Below are 19,641 nucleotides of genomic sequence, written 5' to 3'. Positions count from 1 at the left end.
TAGCCAGATACGGCCACACCAGAACAACGACGGTTTGCCGCCGAATGTGGCTGAAGAAAAATATTGGAATGCTCAAAAGACGGTGGCCAAAAATACTTGACCACTACAGTGACAACGTCAAGTCCCAGTTCTGGATCGGGTGCGTCCAGCGCTCGGAAGCTTTCAGTATACCGGCGTAAAGCAGCTTGAGTAAGCTGTTCTCATTGGCAAAGCCGCCCTTGGTTTTAGTCAGCTTGCGGAACTGGCGGTGTACAGCCTCAACGGAGTTGGTGGACACCCATGTCTCTTAACTGCCCAGGGCTGCCAGCCGCGGGTGCATGATCTTAAACCACAGTGCAGGGATACCAGCCAGCAGCATCATACCGGGGTAGCCCGTGGGCATCTGGGGACTGCCCTTATGGTGTCGAAGAACAGGGTACTTGCGACTGGCACGGAAGTGGTGGTCCGAGTGGCGCGATAGTTCGAACAGACTCAGCCGACCAAGGATGTGGTTTGAATTCCAGGAGTGTGCCGGCATAACCCGCTCGTATCGGCCGTCAGATGCTTGTCGGCGGCTGAGACCATAATGTTCGATGTAATTGACCGTTTCCAACAAGAGAATACCCAGCAGTGCCGCGAGGACAAAACAAACTGCGGTTTTAGCGCCAAAGAGCCAGCCGATCGAGGTAATGAACGCAAGTTGGGTGAGTTGAAATTGCAGCATTTGGTTGGCGGGGCTGCACCAGGACCTGCCGCGCTTGGCCAGTCGCTGTGCTTCCAGCCGCCAGGCGGAAACATACCCCTGTCCGATTGAGCGCAGCCAAAAGCCGTAGAGTGTTTCGCCATAGCGTGCACTGGCGGGATCCTGTGGTGTTGCTACACGCCGGTGATGCCCACGATTGTGCTCGATGTAGAAATGCATGTTGAGGGAAGTGAGCAGCAGCAGTTTTGCCAAAGTTTGCTCGAAGCGACTCGTTCTATGGCCCAGCTCATGGCCGATATTAATGCCGAAGGATCCGCACATCAGCCCCATGCTGAGGATTGCCCCTGCAAGAGCCCAGGCTTGCAGCGAGGGCACCAGCACCAGGAAGTAGAGAAGGACTCCATACTGGACCGGGACAGACAAGTACAGCATCCAGTTGAACAATGGATTGGAGAGTGTAGTTTGCTCCTGCTCCGGTCCCAGGTTGGCGGTCGGTGCGGGTGTGGCGAGTTCCAGTAGTGGCAGCAGTCCGTAAAGATACAGAAGGGGTAAAAACAGCCAGAAGCCTTCCTGCCAGAACCCCAGTAGTACCAGTACCGGCAATATATAGGCGAAACTGTATCGCAATGGGTGCAAACGCATGACCACACCTCCGGCAGGCGCTCAGCGCCTATTTAATTCGATTTTTTACTATTTTTATCACCGCAATTCCTGTGAAACCCCAGGCACACCAAATGCGGGGACAGCAGGCGTTGGGCTGAGTATATCACCACTGCAGTGGCATTTAGCGGTTGACCTAATGGTCATGAGATAGTTTCACTTCTTGCTTGCCCGACGCCCTTGCAATGCCGGCAGAGCGCTTGAATCAACGCAAGGAGCTGCATAGGAGCACCAAAAAAAGCACCCGGCCACTCGATATTGCCCACTGCAACTTCAGAACCCAAAATGCGAATTCAGTGAGGCGAAATTAAAGTCTGGATTGGGGTATGGGTGTAGGGATTTTATACATTCACCAGCTATGCACGGTCCGCATTTGGGGGTGTTTTACGCGAACTTTCGTGATATGCATGAGACAAGAAACTTAACAGGTTGTTGAAAAATAGTTTTTCAACAACCTGTTAGGAATGCGCATCCGGGCCTACCGCACATTGCGCAAACTGAAATTATGTATTGTCTACCCGGAAGGTTGGGCTCTGTACGCAGAGTGGGTTGCCGGGATGTCGGGCTTCCTGGCCTCCCTACGATGACCCGGGTCGCTTCTGTCTGAGATATTTATGCAGTGCGCCGGTTAGTTACCAGTTTGCACTGTAAGTATGGGAAGCGCGATGAGGCAATCAAGTGCAGGGTGGAGAAAACCGATGACAGAGGCCGGAATGGCCACGGAAATTTAAGTATTATTTGTTATACAGGGACAGGCACTGGGCAATGTCTTTGAGCAATAGTACTGTGCCTCGGCAGTTCTGGAGTATCAGATCGGTGCATGGATTGCCGTGCGGAAGGGTGAGTGCGGCGATCAATAGGTTATAAGCCCCTCAGGGGCAATGATCAGTTACCGGTCTATGCCGGTAAAAAACAGGGCCGCCAAGAAGAGCGGCCCTGTTTATTGCAAAGTGGTTTCATGCTCTGAGCGAACAGGATTGCGGGTGATCGGCTGTTTATCGCCAGCCACTCACTGCTGGGCCTGGACCTCAGCCACCCAAGCGTCAACCAGCTCTTCCAGTACATCCAGCGGTACTGCTCCGTTGGCCAAAATAGTGTCGTGGAAGGCGCGCACGTCGAATTTTTCCCCCAAGGCGGTTTTGGCTTTCTCGCGCAGTTCGACAATTTTCAGCATGCCGATTTTATAAGCGGTTGCCTGGCCCGGTAGGACAATATAGCGTTCAATCGCCTTAACCACATCCCCTTTGGGGTTGGGGGTGTTTTCCACCAGGTAATTAATGGCATCTTCACGGGTCCACTTTTTGCTGTGGATACCGGTGTCCACCACCAGGCGGCCAGCGCGCCACAACTCCATGGCCAGGCGGCCGAAGTCGGAGTAGGGGTCCTCGTAGAAGCCCAGCTCTTTCGGTACCAACTCGGAGTAGAGACCCCAGCCCTCGGTATAGGCAGTGTAACCACCGTATTTGCGGAACTTGGGAATATCCGGCAGTTCCTGGGCGATAGACAGCTGCATATGGTGTCCGGGAATACCCTCGTGGTAAGCCAGCGCCTCCATCTGGTAAGTGGGCATGTCTTCCATTTTATACAGGTTGGCGTAGTAGATACCGGGGCGCGAGCCATCCGGTGCAGGGCGCTGATAAAAGGCCTTGCCGGCGGACTTCTCGCGGAAAGGCTCCACCGCCCGGACGTCGAGGTCGGCCTTGGGCTTGGTGATAAATAGTTGGTCCAGCTTGCCCTTCATGGTATTGATAATGGCAGTGGCTTTTTTCAAGTATGCCGCTTTGCCCTCTTCACTGGTGGGGTAGTAGAACTGTTTATCGGTGCGCATGAATTCGAAAAATTCCTGCAGGGTGCCTTTAAAGCCCACCTTCTGCATGATCTCACGCATTTCTTCGTGGATACGTGCAACTTCCTTGAGACCAATCTGGTGGATCTCGCCGGCGTTCATGTCTGTTGTGGTGTAGACGCCCAGGCGAAAGTTGTAGAAATCCTCTCCATCCGCCAGTTTCCAGGCACCGTCATCGGTGGTAGCGCCTTTTTCAAGCTGCTGCAGATAGGCAATCAGCTTTTCGTAAGCCGGTTTTACACGGTTTTTAAGCGCGGCGGTGGCCTGATCTACCAAGGTTTTTTTCTGTTCAGCGGCAATATCCAATTTTTCCACTTTGCCCTTGAAATCGGCCAACAGCGGGCTGTCCGTATCGCCATCAAAGGGGGCGCCGCTGATCAGGTTCTTGGCATCACTGATGGCATAGGGGAAGGCGAATTTCGGCACAATAGTGCCGGCTTTTGCGTTCTCCCTCAGGTTTTCTTCCAACTGGGAAAAGTGCTGGGGCAGACCATTCAGGCGTGAGATGTAATCTCTTGCATCGCTTACGCTGTCAATGCGGTGCTGGCTGATCAACAGGGAGGCCACACTGGTGTGGGTGGCATACATCTGATTGACCGGGTAACCGTGGTTGCGCCACTTGTAGCCCTCGATATCCTGCTCCAGGTTGCGCTTGGCCAGTCGCAGGCTCAGGCGGGTGGCGCTGTCCAGTTTTTCGGGGTCAATGGTATTCAACTCGGCCAGTTGGCGCTTGTTGATCGCCAGGGTTTCCTCTTCAAACTGCGGGGAGAGATCGTCCCACTTGTCGTAGTCCTCTTTCATGCCCAGAAAGGTTTTGAATTCCGGGCTGCGGGCCAGGTGTTCCTGAAAAAAGTCCTCGAACATCTGCTTGGTTTGTTTGATGGCCTCCTGGCTCACCTTGGCAGGGCTGTCAGTAGCAGATTGAGTGACTGTACTCTGCGCGGAAGTCATGGTGTTTTGCTCCGCAGCATTGTCGGCGCTGCGGTTACAGCCGCTGATAACCAGCGCGCTTATAGCGGCTGCGATCAGGGTGGGTTTCAATTTCATGAGCATGTTCCTGGGGTTCGGTTAATTGTTGTAACTTTGTGCCACCAAAAGGACACGGTTTAGAAATACTTTTCTGCACGATCCTCATTTCGTGCAGGATGATCGCGCAGGTCAGTGGGTATTGTGCGCACTCGCGCAGCTTTTGGCCAGATACAACGTTTTTGCGGATAAGGTTGGTTGTATGGAGGTGCAGGAATAAAAAAGCGGGCATTGTTGGCCCGCTATTAAGTGATTTTGTGATCAAGCGAAGTTCTGGTTTACAAATTCCCAGTTTACCAGGGCCCAGAAGGCTTCCATGTACTTCGGGCGCAGGTTTCGGTAATCGATGTAGTAGGCATGTTCCCACACATCGCAGGTCAATAGGGGGGTTAGCCCCTCTTCGGTCAATGGGGTGCCGGCATTTGAGGTATTTATAATAGCGACTGAGCCGTCAGGTTTCTTCACCAGCCAGGTCCAGCCGGAGCCGAAGTTGTTTACAGCGCTGGTGGTGAACTCTTCTTTGAACTTGTCAAAGCCGCCGAAAGCCGAGTTGATGGCTTCTGCAACGGCACCACTGGCTTCACCGCCACCATTGGGGCTGAGGCAGTTCCAGTAGAACGTGTGGTTCCAGACCTGTGCGGCATTGTTGAATACGCCAGCGGAGGAGGACTTGACCACCTCTTCCAGGGATTTGTCGGCGTCGGCGGTGCCCTCTAACAGGCCGTTTAGCTTGTCGACGTAAGTTTTGTGGTGCTTGCCGTAGTGGTACTCCAGGGTTTCTTCGGAGATATGTGGTTCCAGGGCATTCTTCGCGTAGGGGAGTTCGGGCAATTCGAAAGCCATGGTGTCTTCCTTCCTTTGTCTGAGGTTATTGGTGAGAGTATTCTACACGCGCTGCGTGTCGGAATTAAGCCGGTGCAATGGAATAGAGGAAGCCGGTATGATTTGCTCAAACTCAAGGGGAGGGGTTTCGTGCCGGCATCGTCCGACTGTCGTCTATTATTACCATTGAACGCTTACTTTTTCGTCAATTTTTGGTATAACTGCCGCAGAATTCGACGAATCTGTCTCAACTTAATTGGCACGTAAGTATTGGTTGGCCGCCACTGGAATAGAGTGATGCCGGACTGACCAGTACTCGACCTACCAGAAAAGTCACCGGGTGTATCGATCCATGCAACGCAAAGAGCCCACACTGGACGGCAATGCCGCTATTGAACCATCACTGGACCTCAAATCTTCCGAGCTGCGCGAACAGGTGCCAGAGCCTCAGGTCATCGTGGAGGAGCATCGCGGTGGTTTCTCTTTCCTGGGTCTGTGTGCGCTGGTGCTCGCTTTGGGCGGACTCGCCGCATCAGGCTTCCTCTACCAGCAGTGGCAGGCGGGGCGCACGCAACTGGCCAATGCAGAAAACCGCATTGCCGATGCGGAGTATCGCATTGCCGAACTGGAGAAGCGCTTCAATCTGTCCGACGAGGAGTCCACCGCTTCCGTAGAGGTGCTAAATGCCAAAGCCAGGGAGAACACTTCTGAAATCCGCAAGCTCTGGGGCGTCGCCTACGATACCAACCGCAAGAGCATCGCTGCAAACAAGACGACTGCAGCGGCCAACAAAAAGCAGGTTGCCGCGCTCAATACCAAGCTGAACGGCCTCGGCGCCAGTGTGAAAAAGATCGCAGCCGTGGAGTCCGCCCTGGCCGAGCTGCGCAACAGCAACACCCAAAGCAAACGCGAGGTGGCCGATAAACTGTCCCAACTGGAGCGTCAGCTGGTATCGGTGCGCAGTGATCTGACCATGCGAGTCGGGGCCAACGAGGAAGCGGTGGAGTCGATTGATGCTTATCGTCGCTCGGTCAACAAGGACCTGGTGCAGCTGCGCGATGCCATTCGCTCTCTGCAGGTCAGCGAGCCGACAGCTTCCGCGATGTAACCTGAATCGGGACTTCTCAAGGGGCGAACCGGGTGTTCGCCTTTTTTATTGCCACCTGCCCAGGTTGGTAAACAGGGCCCTCGGGCCGGGCCAAGACCCCTGCATTTCGTGTAAAATCGCCGGCTTTGTGACGTTAATCGGAGTTGGTTATGACCACTATCTGCCAGGGTGATCTGATCGAAAGCGTGGCCGGCGCGCTGCAATTCATTTCTTACTATCACCCGCAAGACTTCATCCAGGCCCTAGACAAGGCGTACAGGAAGGAGGCCAATCCGGCAGCCAGGGATGCCATGGCACAGATACTGATCAACTCGCGTATGTGTGCCGAGGGGCATCGCCCCATTTGCCAGGACACGGGTATCGTCACTGTCAAACTGAAAGTGGGGATGAATGTGCGCTGGGAAGCGGATATGGGTGTGGCTGATATGGTGAACGAAGGCGTGCGCCGCGCCTACCTGAATAGCAGCAACCTGCTGCGAGCCTCAATTCTTGCGGATCCCGATGGTGAGCGCAGGAACACCGGTGACAATACCCCGGCGGTGATCCACTACGAAATCGTACCCGGCGATACCGTCGAAGTCTATGTGGCGGCCAAGGGCGGTGGCAGCGAGGCCAAGACCAAGTTCGCCATGCTGAACCCCTCCGACTCGGTGATTGACTGGGTTTTGAAGATGGTTCCACAAATGGGTGCCGGCTGGTGCCCCCCTGGCATATTGGGTATTGGCATTGGCGGTACCGCGGAAAAAGCCATGCTACTGGCAAAAGAATCCCTGCTCGATCCGATCGATATCCAGGATCTGCAGGAACGCGGCGCCTCTAATCGCGCTGAGGCGCTGCGCCTGGAATTGTATGATTCCGTAAACAAGCTGGGCATCGGTGCCCAGGGTCTCGGAGGTCTGACCACCGTCCTGGATGTCAAGGTCAAAGACTACCCAACCCATGCAGCCAATAAGGCGGTGGCGATTATTCCCAATTGCGCGGCCACCCGCCACACTCATTTTACCCTGGATGGTAGCGGCCCTGCGCACCAGACGCCGCCCAAGCTGGAAGACTGGCCGCAAATTACCCGTGAAGCCGGCAGCAACACCCGCCGGGTAAACCTGGATTTGGTGACCGCGGAGGAGGTACAGACCTGGCAACCCGGTGAAACCCTGTTGCTCAACGGAAAAATGCTCACAGGCCGTGATGCGGCCCATAAGAAGATGGTAGATATCCTCTCCAAAGGCGGGAAGCTGCCGGTGAGCCTGGCTGGCCGTTTTATTTACTACGTGGGTCCGGTAGATCCGGTGCGTGACGAAGTGGTCGGCCCTGCAGGTCCCACCACCGCCACACGGATGGATAAATTTACCCGCGCAATGCTTGAGGAAACCGGACTACAGGGCATGATTGGTAAAGCGGAGCGCGGCCCTATGGCAATCGAGGCCATCCGCGATAACCGGGCGGTTTACCTGATGGCTGTGGGCGGTGCCGCCTATTTGGTGGCCCAGGCAATCAAGGCGGCCAGGGTCGTTGCCTTTCCCGAGTTGGGTATGGAAGCCATTTATGAATTTGACGTGGAAGAGATGCCGGTGACAGTGGCGGTAGACAGCCGGGGTGAGTCGGTACACACCACAGGCCCACTGATCTGGAAGGCCAGGATTGAAGAGGGCTTGGGGTAAGCTTGGGGTTCCTGGTAAGGCCCGGTTCGCTAAAAGGCGATTGAGAGAGGCCCTGCATGGCCTTTCTTACCTGTACTGGCCAAGCCGTCTACGCGGTGTCAGAGCACAAAGGTTACGCCCCACCCCCAGTTTTGCACGGTACCGTCTACCTTAAGGGCCCTTAGGTAGACGGTACCTCGGGGAGGACGACGGCTGGGGTCTCGGTGGGGGGCTCGTCCTCGATTTTGAGGACGGCTGGAAGGGCGAAGCCGATGGCGCCCATAAGAAAGCAGGCGGTGGCGCCGGCGATGTACCAGGCGCGGACGCCGACGAGTTCGGCGATGGGCGCCGCGAGGAGTAGGCCGACCGGAGCCGTGATGCCGGCGAGGCTACCGACCAACGTAAAGATGCGGCCTTGGAAGTCGGGAGCAACGGTCGCCTGCAACACGGCTTGGATTGGACCGTTGACGAGCGTCACGATCACGCGGACGGCAAACATCGCAGCAACGGCGGCGAGCACGGTCGGGGCGATTCCCACGGCCAGCGACGCGCCGCCCATTAAGATGAGGCCGACCAACGTCGTCACGACACGTCGTTTGAACCCGCCCCAGATACCGAGGAGTATCCCGCCGATGATCGCCCCGACGCCGAATGCCGAATTGATCCAGGCGAGATCGATCGCAGTCCCGCTCAGTTCCTCGCTGACGAGCAGCGGAAGGAGTGAGAACGCCGGAATCAACAGCATATTCACGCCCATCGCGATCCCGACGATTCCCATGTGCCCAGGCCGGTTGCGCAGGTAACGCAGGCCTTCCCCGACATTGAGGAAAGTGCGCTGGACGGGACCGACCGCGTCCGCTTCTTCTTGGGCGGTCTGTTCGGGAGTCCGCTCCGGCTGCGGCACCGTGATAAACAAGAGCGGCAGGATCGCGATCAACGCGGTAAAGACGTCGACCAGCATGATGCCCTTCATACTGAGGGTTGCGACCAACAGGCTGCCGAGTGAAGCCGCGATGACGAGCATCCCGCCCTCCAGCATTTGGTTGATGCCCTGGATGCGAGTCAGGTGGCGCTCGGGAACCATCAGCGTCGTGGATGCGAGCATCGCCGGCGAGTGAAACGTCGCGCCGATCGCACGGATCAAGAGCGCGGCAAAGACGGCGCCGATACTGGCCAGGTCCATCGCGAAGAGAACGACGAGCCCCAATGACGTGACGGCCACCATGGCGTCGGCAGCCAGCATCACACGCTTGCGATTCCAACGGTCGACGAGCGCTCCGGCAAACGGACCCATAATGATCGGAGGCAAGAGTCCGAAGAATGACGCGGTGGCGAGGACTGTAGCGGAACCCGTCTCCGCGGTCAGCCACCAGATGATGGCGAACTGCACGGTCTGGCTGCCGAGGAACGAAAGCGCCTGCCCGATCCAAAGGATGAAGAACGGGCGCATGGGGCGAGCGTCCTGCGGGGCGCCAATCTGGGGTTCGATGGTGTCCAGGGCAGTCATCGGTGCTCTCCATCATCTCGTCAGGTGATGCGGCGATGGCATCTTCCGTTTCGTAGTGAGCTGTCTCTGTGTGACCTCGCCCGGATGGCAGCGTCTCGCACACGAGGATGGATTAGGTACTATTGTTGTTTTCTGGGCTCAGAGTTCCAGTCTGTTGCGGTGTATATCGACGGGGATAAAGCCCGGTGGACCATGCGAAAATACAAGCGCTTGCGCGGCCACAAGGTGAGAGCATTCGCCTGGCGTGATCGCTCCCAGTTTTTTTGTGCCTTAATAGAGCGCCTTACGGCAATGACAAAAAGTTCTGTCTCCAATTTAGGTTTTAAAGCTATTCATTAGCGCAGACCACTCCCTTTCCAGTTGTGCAAAGCTTTTCCCCGTAACGTCTTTTGGCTGTTGGCCTTTATATAATTTCCAATAAGCATCCAGTCCATAGTTTTCTATTAGAAATTGCGTGAATGCACCCTCTTGAAGGTAGGCCAGTTGCCTACCCAAGCCTGTTCTTGCCGAATGTCTTACTTCTTCTGTTTGTTTTAATGGTATTAGCTCACCGTACTCAATCGATTTTTCAAGCACTGCACGGTATAAATCCTTGCCAAAATCAGGGTATCCTGGAGATTCGCCAAACCGATGCTGCATGAAAACGGCTAAACCATCGTCATAAAACCGATCTTCATAGCTATTTTTCTTGTTCTTTCGGTAAGCACTTACGGCATATACATGAGTAAGCTCGTGAATAACCGCCATTCCCGCGTGTTCCTGATCATTTTCCAAAAAAGTATTTAAGACTCTCTGTTCAGGAATATGAATGGTGTTCCAGTTTTGATAAGGCGTGCGCCGTTGTTTGGAAATGTATACAGCCAGAGGCTCTTTAATGGGGGTGCCTGTATATTCTCCGGTTTGTTTCAAGTAGGCTAAAACCACTTCTCTATTGTCTTTCACCCTTTTTGCCAACTGCTCAACAGCACTTTTAGGGACATTGTCATCATACTCAATTGTGAAATGTTCCGTTTCATAGCTTTTTGCCATTACGTAGGAAGAAAAAAACCACAACGAAAAAGAAAATATTTTTTTAAGCATACCAATTGTGTCCTTTTCTTATACTGGCCATGAATATATGGGGTTTGACGCGGGCCAAGCCGTCATCGGTTTAATTCGGATCGGGTTTCCCAGCGAAAGCTGTTTCTTTTTTGTGCCAAGTTTGTGCAAGCTCCGGTTTAAGTCCTGCTCGAATTTAATTCTATTGGTCATTTCGTAATTCAGTATACGATGGGATTGGTGAAGATCAATAGGACGCCTATCAACGTTGCTGAGCATATAAATGGATATTACGTCAAAACGTCAATTCCCCGCTTGGGTTTGTATCGCAGATTGAATCACCTACAATACATCCTGTATCGTTTTGGGGCAGGAGAAGCCGAGCGTGATGGGCCTGACCTTAATGTGTGTGATTCGGTCTTGGCACTTGCTAGTAAGGTAGGAGGGAAGCATACCCCTCTGCCAGGATCGTATGAGGCACGGGTGCCGATTACGAGTGGTTAGGGATGTATTCACAGTGCGTCGTGGGAAAGGGTAAAGCGCTCAAGCCGTTAAAACACTGGTCATACCGTGTACCAGGTGGACAATAACGACAGGTTCTCGGCGCCTGTTGCCATAAGAGCGGTGTACCCCATTGCGCTAAAGCCCCTGTTTGACTCTATTGACTGACAGGGTGCGGCGACACTGGCTGCCTCTGTGCAGAGCGCACCCAAAAGCTAATCGCATGCAGTGCCATATTGGTGTCGCAAAACCGTATAAAATGCGTTTTTAGGGTGCGCGCTTGTTTCATTGAAGTCCCCCGGTTAGAGTGGCCCCAGGTAAAACAAGGGATAACAAGCAAGGTTTTGAGGGCCCATCCATGACCGAACTAGCTCAACAACAATGTGAAGCCTGCCGCGCAGATGCGCCGCTTGTCAGTGACAATGAACTGCCAGGGCTATTGCGACAAATCCCCGACTGGACGCCGGCCACCCGAGACGGAATCCTGCAGCTGGAGCGTGTTTTCAAATTTCGCAATTTCAAACAGGCATTGGCCTTTACCAACCGGGTTGGCGCCATTGCCGAAGAAGTGGGACACCACCCGGCGCTGCTGACCGAGTGGGGCAAAGTCACTGTGACCTGGTGGAGCCATGAAGCCAAGGGCCTGCACAAGAATGACTTTATTATGGCTGCACGTACGGATCAGCAAGTGGACGCGGACTAGGCAAAGTCCTCGGTTATTGATCCAGTAGAGAAATGATCTCCCTGTCTGTGTTCAGCTCTTTTGGCCGGAAGGCGGTACAGGGCAGGTTCGTGCCGGCTTAATGCCGGCCACCTGTGGCATCCAAATCCAATGCTTGCATATACCCTTAAACCGGCAGGGAGCGCAGCCTGGGTTGGTGTGGATGCCGGCGGGAAGGCGAGGCAAGTTGTCTGAGTACACATCCACGGTTGTCTGGCAGCGCGATGGCCAGATCTTTACCGATAACCAATACAGTCGCGCGCACACTTGGCGGTTTGATGGCGGTGTATCAGTACCGGCTTCCGCCTCCCCACAGGTAGTCCCAGTCCCTTATTCAGTGGCGGAGCATGTCGATCCGGAAGAGGCCTTTGTGGCGGCACTCTCCAGCTGCCACATGCTGTTTTTCCTCGCCGTGGCGGCCAAGCGCGGTTTTGTTGTGGATGAGTACTGCGATGAAGCGGTGGGCGTGATGGGTGCCATTGCGGGAGGCGGAATGGCCGTTACAAAGGTCACCCTGCGCCCTCGAGTGCTTTTCTCCGGTGACAAAGGCCCCACTCGGGCACAATTGGAAAAAATGCACCACCTGTCCCACAAGCAGTGCTTTATTGCCAACTCCGTGAAGACCGAGGTGGTAACCGAGATTCGTCTGCCTTAGGTTTAGGTCTTACCTACCAACAACACCTTGTCTCCACAACAGCACTACACAGCCTGAACGGGCTATTCACACTCCCGTTTGCGGTATTGGCCCGGTGAACATCCGGTAACCTGTTTGAATGCCTTTCTGAAGGCGGCTTCGGATTGATAACCGGCTTCTTCAGCAATATCCGCAATACCGCGCTGGCTGGTCAAGAGGCACTCTTGTGCACTGCGCATACGCCATTGCGTCAGGTATTGCATCGGCGTGATATTGACCAGATCGCGGAAGTGGTTGACAAAGGCCGTTCTGCCCATGGCGACGGCATGTGCAAGAGTATCGAGTGTCCAGGGTTTTTCCGGCTCGTTGTGCATCAGGTTTAGGGCCTTGCCGATTTTCGGATCCGCTAATGCGCCCAACAAGCCGTGTTGTTCAGTTCGGTGCATTTGCAGGCGCAACACCTCGATGAACAGCAGGTAAGCCAGGTGATTTGCAGCTGCGAAACAGCCCATCTCCCGTGTCTGAAGTTCATTGATTAAAAGATCGACAATGGTGCGGATTTGTGGCTGGCAACTCTGTATTCGAAAATCCAGAATCACTGCGGGTGGCATGGCATCCAGTAATGGCCAGGCATTTCGGCTGCTGAATTCGAAAAAGCCACAGACCATGTTGGCAGAAACCGCCTGGTGCTGGTCGATCGGTTGATTGACTTGATCCTGCGGGGGTTCTTTCGATTCACTCGACATCACATGCTGGTGGTCATAGGGAAACAACACCAGATCACCAGCTGTCAACAGGGTTGGTTCCTGGCCAGGTCGATGCAGCCAGGCCTTGCCCAATGTCAGCAGGTGAAACGGCATACGCCGTGAACCCGACGTATCAATCGCCCAGTGGCCACAGAAATCTCCGTGGGCGTAGACATCCACTCTCAGTCCAAGGCCCTGCAGAATCTTGCTCAAGGCATCTTTGTCATCCAGATACATAACAGCCGTATAACCAGTAAAAGCACAAGAATGTACTATTTGATCGAAAAGATGAACAAAAAGGCATATTAAGTACATCCATCTCTACTTTATAGTCCATTTCGCAACCTGGTTGCAAACACTGATCAAACATTTTGGAGAGATGAACCATGTCAATCAGAAAGACCTTAGCCCTGTTTATTCTGGCCACCGGGCTTTTGATGGCTGCGGTAGGTTTTGCCGGCACACCGCAAAAAAATAGTGACGGCGTGACTGTGATCCACCTTGATGAATACAACGGCTATTTTGAGGCCAAGGAAACCGTTGCAGGTTTGAAAGCCGGTGAGTACGAATTCGTTGTTACCAATAAAGCGAATAAGCTGGTGGGATTTCAAATCCAGAACTATAAAACCCGCGCCAGGTTAGACATGTTTCCATTGGAACCGGGTGAGACACGCACCTCGCGGGTGACCGTTACTGAGGATGGTGTCCGTTTCCGCTGCCCCATTAACCCGACGCCTTGGTACGACCTGGACGTTATCTCACCGGCGGAATCCTCATAAGCCCCAATAGAGGCTGAATGGACTCCTTATGAGTAGGGATGTCGGCCTGCCCTGCTGACGTCCCTGAGATCGACTGCCCGAGTGGCCGCCGCCGGCACCTATGATGCCCAAAGACAATGGCATGCCCCCGCCTGAAACAATCCCCCCAAGATAACAGTCACAACCTGTCCTGCCTGTACCCGTGTGTTTTACCCGGCCCGCCAAATGGACCCACCGACATAGTCAGGACTGGGGACCTGAGCGGGAGGATTTTTTAAGGGATTTGCTTGGAGATTTACACCTGAACGGGGTGTTCATCTGTTCGCAGGATTGACAAAATTCCCGGCCAGTGTTCAGGCCAAAAAACACCGGATTTATCCACTGGCCACAGCCTTGCCAGCGCGGGATAATAAGTCATAGCAGTCCCATCAAAGCGGAGACCGGATGCTGTACAGATTGGGGAGTCAACAGCCACAGTTGGTAGGCGAAGGCCACTATATCGCCCCCGGTGCCCATATCATCGGCGATGTGCGCATGCTCAGACACAGTTCTGTGTGGTTTAATGCGGTGGTGCGCGGAGACTGTGCACCGATCACCATCGGTGAGTACAGCAATGTACAGGACGGTGCGGTACTTCACGCCGACCCCGGCAGTCCGCTGGTGGTGGGTACCGGTGTCACTGTCGGCCACAAGGTGATGCTGCACGGCTGTGATATTGGCGATTACAGCCTGATAGGGATCAATGCGGTGGTGTTGAACCGGGCCGTGATCGGCAAGTGCTGTATTATCGGCGCCAATGCGCTGGTCGCCGAGGATACCGTGGTGCCCGATTACTCTATGGTAGTGGGCACCCCCGGCAAGGTGGTGAAGACCCTGGATCAAGCCGTCGGCGAGTTGCTCAAAGCCAGCAGTGACCACTATGCGGCGAACGGCAAGTACTTTGCCGGGCAGTTGGTACCCCTTGGGGCCGAAGATGTGTAAACAGCCGGTAAAACCCCCCGTATCGGCACAGCGCCCGGTCCAGTCCCCCTGTATTTCCGTATGTGCCCTCAATGCCAGTGATATATGTGAGGGCTGTTTTCGCAGCGCGGGAGAGATCAGCCGCTGGGGTGCCATGAATAACGATGAGCGCCGTACGGTGCTGAAGCGCTGCACCGAGCGGGCACGGCAGATGGGCCGTATTTGGTAAATAATTGAATGTGCTCTGCCGGGTCTAAGCCCCACAGGGCCCTGAGTAAAACGCACACATGACCCAATCCTTTGTCCACTTAAGAGTCCACTCTGAATTTTCCCTGTTGGATGGCCTGGTGCGTATCAAGCCCGCCATCGCCCGTGCCCGGGAGTTGCAGATGCCGGCTTTGGCGCTGACTGACCAGTGCAACCTGTACGGCCAGATAAAATTTTACCGGGCCTGTCTCAGCGCCGGTATCAAGCCGGTGACCGGGGCGGATTTCTGGCTAAATGAAGGTGGCGAAGGCAAACCGACACTGTTCACCCTCTATGCCATGAATGGCGATGGCTACCGCAATATCATTGCGCTGATTTCGCGCGCCTGGATGGAGGGGCAGTATCACGGTAATGCCTATGTAAAGCGCGAGTGGATGCGGGAGTACAGTGCAGGCGTGTTGATGCTGTCCGGTGCCAAATATGGTGATGTTGGGCGTGCCCTGGTTGCCGGGCGCCGTACCCAGGCGGAGGAGTTGGCCCGGGAGTGGGCAGAATTGTTCCCCGATCGCTACTATCTGGAGCTGCAGCGCACCGGTCGTGCAGGCGACGAGGAGTACCTGCACGGGGCAGTGGATCTGGCCCAGGCACTGAACCTGCCGGTGGTGGCCACCAACGACGTGCGCTTTATGGCTGAGAGTGAGTTCGAGGCCCACGAGGTGCGTGTGTGTATCCACGAGGGGCGCACGCTCGACGATCCGCGCCGGGAGCGCCGTTATTCCGCCGAGCAGTATTTTCGCACACCCGAGGAGATGTGGGCGCTGTTCAGCGATCTTCCCGAAGCGCTGCAGAACACTGTGGAAATCGCCAGGCGCTGCTCAGCGCCGATTCAGCTGGGTAAGTACTTCCTGCCGGAATACCCGATTCCCGGGGGCATGACCGAAGGCCAGTTCTTTGAGAAAATCTCCAAAGAGGGTCTGGAAAAGCGCCTGGAAAAAACCCTGGACCGCTCTGCCCCAGAGTATACAGAGCGGCGCAGGGTCTACGAGGCGCGCTTGCGCTTCGAACTCGACATCATTCTCCAGATGGGTTTTCCGGGCTACTTCCTGATCGTGATGGACTTTATCCAGTGGGCCAAGGATCACGATATTCCGGTGGGCCCAGGAAGGGGCTCCGGTGCCGGCTCACTGGTGGCTTACGCACTGGATATCACCGACCTGGACCCACTGCAATACGACCTGCTGTTTGAGCGATTCCTCAACCCAGAGCGGGTTTCCATGCCCGATTTCGATATCGACTTCTGTATGGAGAAGCGCGATCGGGTGATCGGTTATGTGGCCGACAACTACGGCCGCCAGGCGGTAAGCCAGATCATCACTTTTGGCACCATGGCCGCGAAGGCAGTGGTACGTGATGTGGCGCGGGTGCAGGGCAAGTCCTACGGCCTTGCCGACAAGCTGTCGAAAATGATCCCGCCGGATGTGGGGATGACCCTCAACAAGGCCTACGACCAGGAAGATGTGCTGCGGGAGTTTCTCAAGAGCGACGATGAGGGCCAGGAAATCTGGGAGATGGCCCTGCAACTCGAAGGGGTTTCACGCAATGTGGGCAAACACGCAGGGGGTGTGGTGATCGCGCCCACCAAGCTCACGGACTTTGCCCCCCTTTATTGCGACGAAACCGGCGCGGGTCTGGTCACACAGTTCGATAAAAACGATGTGGAGGATGCGGGACTCGTCAAATTTGATTTCCTCGGCCTGCGCACCCTGACCATTATCGACTGGGCCAAGCACATGGTGGATAAGCAGCGCGCCCGCGACGGGCTGGCGCCGCTGGATATCGCCGCGCTACCGCTGGACGATGAAAAAACCTTCAAGATGCTCAAACGGGCCGAGACCATTGCGGTGTTCCAGCTGGAATCCCGCGGTATGAAGGATTTGATCAAGCGTCTGCAGCCAGACAGCCTGGAGGACATGATTGCCCTGGTGGCCCTGTTTCGCCCGGGCCCTTTGCAGTCCGGCATGGTGGACGATTTTATCAATCGCAAACACGGCCGTGCCCAGGTGGCCTATCCGGATGCCAAGTATCAGCATGAGAAGCTGCAGCCTATCCTGGAGCCCACCTACGGCGTGATCGTCTACCAGGAACAGGTGATGCAGATCGCCCAGGAACTGGCAGGCTACACGCTCGGTGGTGCGGATCTGTTGCGCCGCGCCATGGGAAAGAAGAAACCGGAGGAAATGGCCAAGCAGCGTGCTGTTTTCGAAAGCGGTGCCAAAGCCCAGGGCATTGATCCCACGCTGGCAATGAAAATTTTTGACCTGGTGGAGAAGTTCGCGGGTTACGGCTTTAACAAATCCCACTCCGCCGCCTACGCCCTGGTATCCTACCAGACGGCCTGGTTGAAAGCGCATTATCCGGCCCAGTTTATGGCGGCTACCATGTCCTCGGATATGGACAAAACCGACAAGGTGGTGACCTTTATCGAGGAGTGCCGAGCCATAGGGCTGACACTGGTGCCCCCGGATGTGAACCTGGGTAGCTTCCAGTTCTCAGTGGATATCGATAACCGGATTATTTACGGTCTCGGTGCCATAAAAGGGCTCGGCGAGGGCCCGATTGAAGCGATAATCGCCGCGCGGAAGCAGGGCGGGCCCTTTTGCAACCTGTTCGATTTTTGTGCCCGCGTAGATCCGCGCAAGGTGAACAAGCGCGCAATGGAAGCGCTGGTACGCTCCGGCGCCCTGGATAGCATCGGGCCGGATACCGGCGACGGAGACCTGGGCTACACCCGCGCAGTGCTGTTTAACGCCCTGGATGAGGCGGTTAAAGCGGCGGAGCAGCAGACCGCCAATGCCAACGCCGGCATGATGGACCTGTTCGGGGCGTTGGTACCCCAGAGTGTCGACGGGGATGTGTATGAGGATTTTCGCCGCACCCGCTGTTGGAGTATTCGCGAGCGCCTAGAGGGTGAGAAAAATACCCTCGGCCTATACTTGACCGGCCACCCCATCGACGAGTATGCCGATGAACTGGGGTACCTGGTGAAGGCGCGCATTGCCGATCTCAAGCCGGGGCGCGAATCGCAAAAAGTGGCGGGGCTTGTCGTCGCCATGCGGGTGATGAAAACCAAGCGCGGCGACACTATGGCGATTGTGAGCCTGGATGACCGCAGTGGCCGCATTGAAGCGGCCATATTCAGTGAAGCGTTTGGTGAACACCGCGAGAAGCTCGTAAAGGATGCCCTGCTGGTGCTTGATGGCCCCGTGGCCAACGACGATTACAGTGGCGGTCTGAAGATGACTGTCAACGGGGTCTCGACACTGGACGAACTGCGCCGGCGCAGCGTGCATGGCGTGCGCCTACAGATCCACAGCGGCAGCGCGCAGCAGGGTCTGGCGAAGCAATTGGCTGCCTGCCTGCAGCCGTACACCGGTGGCAACTGCAAGGTTAGTCTTGAAGTGTTGCGCAGTGACGCGCGCGGCCTCTATCGCCTGCCGCCCCAGTGGGATCTGGAGCCCAATGATCAGTTGCTCCAGTCGCTGCGGGAACTGCTGGGGCGCGAACGGGTGGTACTGCAATATGCAGAGCAACACTAAAGTCTATCGGGCTCGACTGGCTGGTTCCGGACAGTTAAGCTATGCCGCTGTGATTGTCCGGTGGCGTTGAAGAGAGTTAAGGGCACAGATTTCATGAATTTTAATTTTCTCGAATTTGAGCAGCCGATTGCGGAGCTGGAAAGCAAGATCAAGGAGTTGCAGCTGGTCGGTGACGATAACGCACTGAATATTGCCGAAGAGGTGGCCCGGCTGCGAGAAAAGAGCAGAAACCTGACTGAATCCATCTACGCCGACCTGACGCCCTGGCAGGTGGTGCAGGTGGCCCGCCACCCGCAGCGCCCCTATACGAAAGACTACATCGAACGCCTGTTTACTGACTGGGATGAGTTGCACGGCGACCGCCATTTTGGTGACGATCAGGCGATCATTGCCGGTATTGCGCGCCTTGAGGGCACACCCGTGGCGGTAATCGGCGAGGAGAAAGGCCGCTCTGTCAATGAGAAGGTGGCGCGCAACTTCGGTATGCCCAAACCGGAGGGGTACCGCAAGGCGCTGCGTATTATGAAAATGGCGGAGCGCTTCAGGTTGCCGGTGTTGACCCTGATCGACACCCCGGGCGCCTACCCGGGTATCGACAGTGAAGAGCGCGGTATCAGCGAGGCCATTGCCGAAAACCTGGCGGTGATGTCGCGCCTGCGCACGCCCATTATCTGTACCGTGATCGGTGAGGGGTCTTCCGGCGGTGCCCTGGCCATTGGTGTCGGCGACCAGTTGAATATGCTGCAGTACGCCACTTACTTTGTGATCTCCCCGGAGGGTTGTGCCAACATTATCTGGAAAACTGTGGATAAAGCACCGCTGGCGGCCGAGGCCATGGGGGTGACCTCAAGTGTGCTGGAGGAACTGGGTATTGTGGATGAAACCATTCCGGAACCGCTCGGCGGTGCGCACCGGGACCCGGACGCCATGGCGGCGCGACTGAGGGACAGACTTAGCGATCAACTGGACCAATTACGCACTGTCCCCACTGATGAATTGCTCGAAAAACGCTACCAGCGCCTGATGAGCTACGGTAATACCGCTTCGTAACGCCAACCGTGCCCGGCAAACTGATCGCTTGCCGGGGTGAATGCCAAGCTCAACCAGCCCGGATCGCTGGAAAGAGCTTACGGCGATGGATTGCGGTAGTGGTATGCTCTCTGCACAACACGGCCTCCCCCGGCAACTTCAT

The 19,641-nt window shown here is 55.6% G+C and carries 17 protein-coding genes and 1 pseudogene; 10 read left to right on the top strand and 8 right to left on the bottom strand.

From position 1 onward, the window contains the following. Window positions 1–103: 103 nt before the first annotated feature. The 5 genes and pseudogenes from Q1A48_RS12005 to Q1A48_RS11985 form a co-directional block, all read right to left on the bottom strand. Window positions 104–274 (bottom strand): annotated as a pseudogene (locus Q1A48_RS12005) (IS256 family transposase); the annotation flags it as partial. A 12-nt stretch (window positions 275–286) separates the two neighbouring features. After that, window positions 287–1,324, bottom strand: a complete 1,038-nt coding sequence (locus Q1A48_RS12000; RefSeq protein WP_299945066.1) for an alkane 1-monooxygenase — start codon at window positions 1,322–1,324, stop codon at window positions 287–289. A gap of 1,027 nt (window positions 1,325–2,351) precedes the next feature. Beyond that, window positions 2,352–4,235: a DUF885 family protein gene (locus Q1A48_RS11995; protein ID WP_299945063.1), complete on the bottom strand. Its 1,884-nt coding sequence runs from the start codon at window positions 4,233–4,235 to the stop codon at window positions 2,352–2,354. After that, entirely contained in the window at window positions 4,174–4,479 is a 306-nt protein-coding gene (locus Q1A48_RS11990) for a hypothetical protein (RefSeq protein WP_299945060.1), read from the bottom strand. Before Q1A48_RS11990 ends, Q1A48_RS11995 begins: the two co-directional genes overlap by 62 nt. Next, window positions 4,476–5,057, bottom strand: coding sequence for a Fe-Mn family superoxide dismutase (locus tag Q1A48_RS11985; RefSeq protein ID WP_299945057.1), 582 nt, complete (start codon window positions 5,055–5,057; stop codon window positions 4,476–4,478). The genes Q1A48_RS11990 and Q1A48_RS11985 overlap by 4 nt, the downstream gene beginning before the upstream one ends. A 331-nt stretch (window positions 5,058–5,388) precedes the next feature. On the opposite strand from Q1A48_RS11985, the gene Q1A48_RS11980 reads away from it, so the two are divergent. Together Q1A48_RS11980 and Q1A48_RS11975 are read left to right on the top strand one after the other, a co-directional pair. Further along, the gene (locus tag Q1A48_RS11980; protein WP_299945054.1) at window positions 5,389–6,144 is read left to right on the top strand and encodes a hypothetical protein; all 756 of its coding nucleotides are present in this window, start codon (window positions 5,389–5,391) and stop codon (window positions 6,142–6,144) included. Between the two features lie 149 nt (window positions 6,145–6,293). Next, window positions 6,294–7,802, top strand: coding sequence for a fumarate hydratase (locus Q1A48_RS11975; protein ID WP_299945052.1), 1,509 nt, complete (start codon window positions 6,294–6,296; stop codon window positions 7,800–7,802). Window positions 7,803–7,962: 160 nt separating this feature from the next. Here Q1A48_RS11975 and Q1A48_RS11970 read toward each other — a convergent pair whose 3' ends face one another. After that, window positions 7,963–9,288 (bottom strand): MFS transporter, encoded by a 1,326-nt coding sequence (locus Q1A48_RS11970; RefSeq protein WP_299945049.1) that lies wholly within the window; start codon window positions 9,286–9,288, stop codon window positions 7,963–7,965. 27 nt (window positions 9,289–9,315) lie between these two features. Here Q1A48_RS11970 and Q1A48_RS11965 point away from each other — a divergent pair, with 27 nt between their 5' ends. Next, entirely contained in the window at window positions 9,316–9,627 is a 312-nt protein-coding gene (locus Q1A48_RS11965; protein WP_299945046.1) for a group II intron maturase-specific domain-containing protein, read from the top strand. Here Q1A48_RS11965 and Q1A48_RS11960 read toward each other — a convergent pair. After that, entirely contained in the window at window positions 9,604–10,368 is a 765-nt protein-coding gene (locus tag Q1A48_RS11960) for a hypothetical protein (RefSeq protein ID WP_299945044.1), read from the bottom strand. The two genes, Q1A48_RS11965 and Q1A48_RS11960, sit on opposite strands and share 24 nt — an antisense overlap. Before the next feature lie 817 nt (window positions 10,369–11,185). Between Q1A48_RS11960 and Q1A48_RS11955 the strand changes: the two genes are divergently transcribed. Beyond that, a complete protein-coding gene (locus Q1A48_RS11955) occupies window positions 11,186–11,530 on the top strand; it encodes a 4a-hydroxytetrahydrobiopterin dehydratase (RefSeq protein WP_299945042.1) in 345 nt (114 codons plus the stop codon). Window positions 11,531–11,735: 205 nt separating this feature from the next. Continuing rightward, entirely contained in the window at window positions 11,736–12,203 is a 468-nt protein-coding gene (locus Q1A48_RS11950; protein WP_299945041.1) for an OsmC family protein, read from the top strand. Window positions 12,204–12,265: 62 nt separating this feature from the next. On the opposite strand, the gene Q1A48_RS11945 is transcribed toward Q1A48_RS11950, so the two are convergent. Continuing rightward, complete coding sequence (locus Q1A48_RS11945; protein WP_299945038.1) at window positions 12,266–13,165, bottom strand: AraC family transcriptional regulator; 900 nt, start codon at window positions 13,163–13,165, stop codon at window positions 12,266–12,268. A gap of 149 nt (window positions 13,166–13,314) precedes the next feature. Between Q1A48_RS11945 and Q1A48_RS11940 the strand changes: the two genes are divergently transcribed. From Q1A48_RS11940 to Q1A48_RS11920, 5 genes are all read left to right on the top strand, one after another. Next, the gene (locus tag Q1A48_RS11940; protein ID WP_299945036.1) at window positions 13,315–13,707 is read left to right on the top strand and encodes a hypothetical protein; all 393 of its coding nucleotides are present in this window, start codon (window positions 13,315–13,317) and stop codon (window positions 13,705–13,707) included. Window positions 13,708–14,130: 423 nt separating this feature from the next. Further along, complete coding sequence (locus Q1A48_RS11935; protein ID WP_299945034.1) at window positions 14,131–14,667, top strand: gamma carbonic anhydrase family protein; 537 nt, start codon at window positions 14,131–14,133, stop codon at window positions 14,665–14,667. After that, complete coding sequence (locus Q1A48_RS11930) at window positions 14,660–14,875, top strand: DUF1289 domain-containing protein (protein WP_299945031.1); 216 nt, start codon at window positions 14,660–14,662, stop codon at window positions 14,873–14,875. The genes Q1A48_RS11935 and Q1A48_RS11930 overlap by 8 nt, the downstream gene beginning before the upstream one ends. 58 nt (window positions 14,876–14,933) lie before the next feature. Then, window positions 14,934–18,449, top strand: coding sequence for a DNA polymerase III subunit alpha (dnaE, locus tag Q1A48_RS11925; RefSeq protein WP_299945028.1), 3,516 nt, complete (start codon window positions 14,934–14,936; stop codon window positions 18,447–18,449). A gap of 93 nt (window positions 18,450–18,542) precedes the next feature. Next, complete coding sequence (locus Q1A48_RS11920) at window positions 18,543–19,499, top strand: acetyl-CoA carboxylase carboxyltransferase subunit alpha (protein ID WP_299945025.1); 957 nt, start codon at window positions 18,543–18,545, stop codon at window positions 19,497–19,499. Window positions 19,500–19,641 lie beyond the last annotated feature (142 nt).

The sequence above is a fragment of the uncultured Microbulbifer sp. genome (genome assembly GCF_947489355.1).
GTDB lineage: Bacteria > Pseudomonadota > Gammaproteobacteria > Pseudomonadales > Cellvibrionaceae > Microbulbifer.
This window is presented reverse-complemented; position numbering and strand designations above follow the sequence as displayed.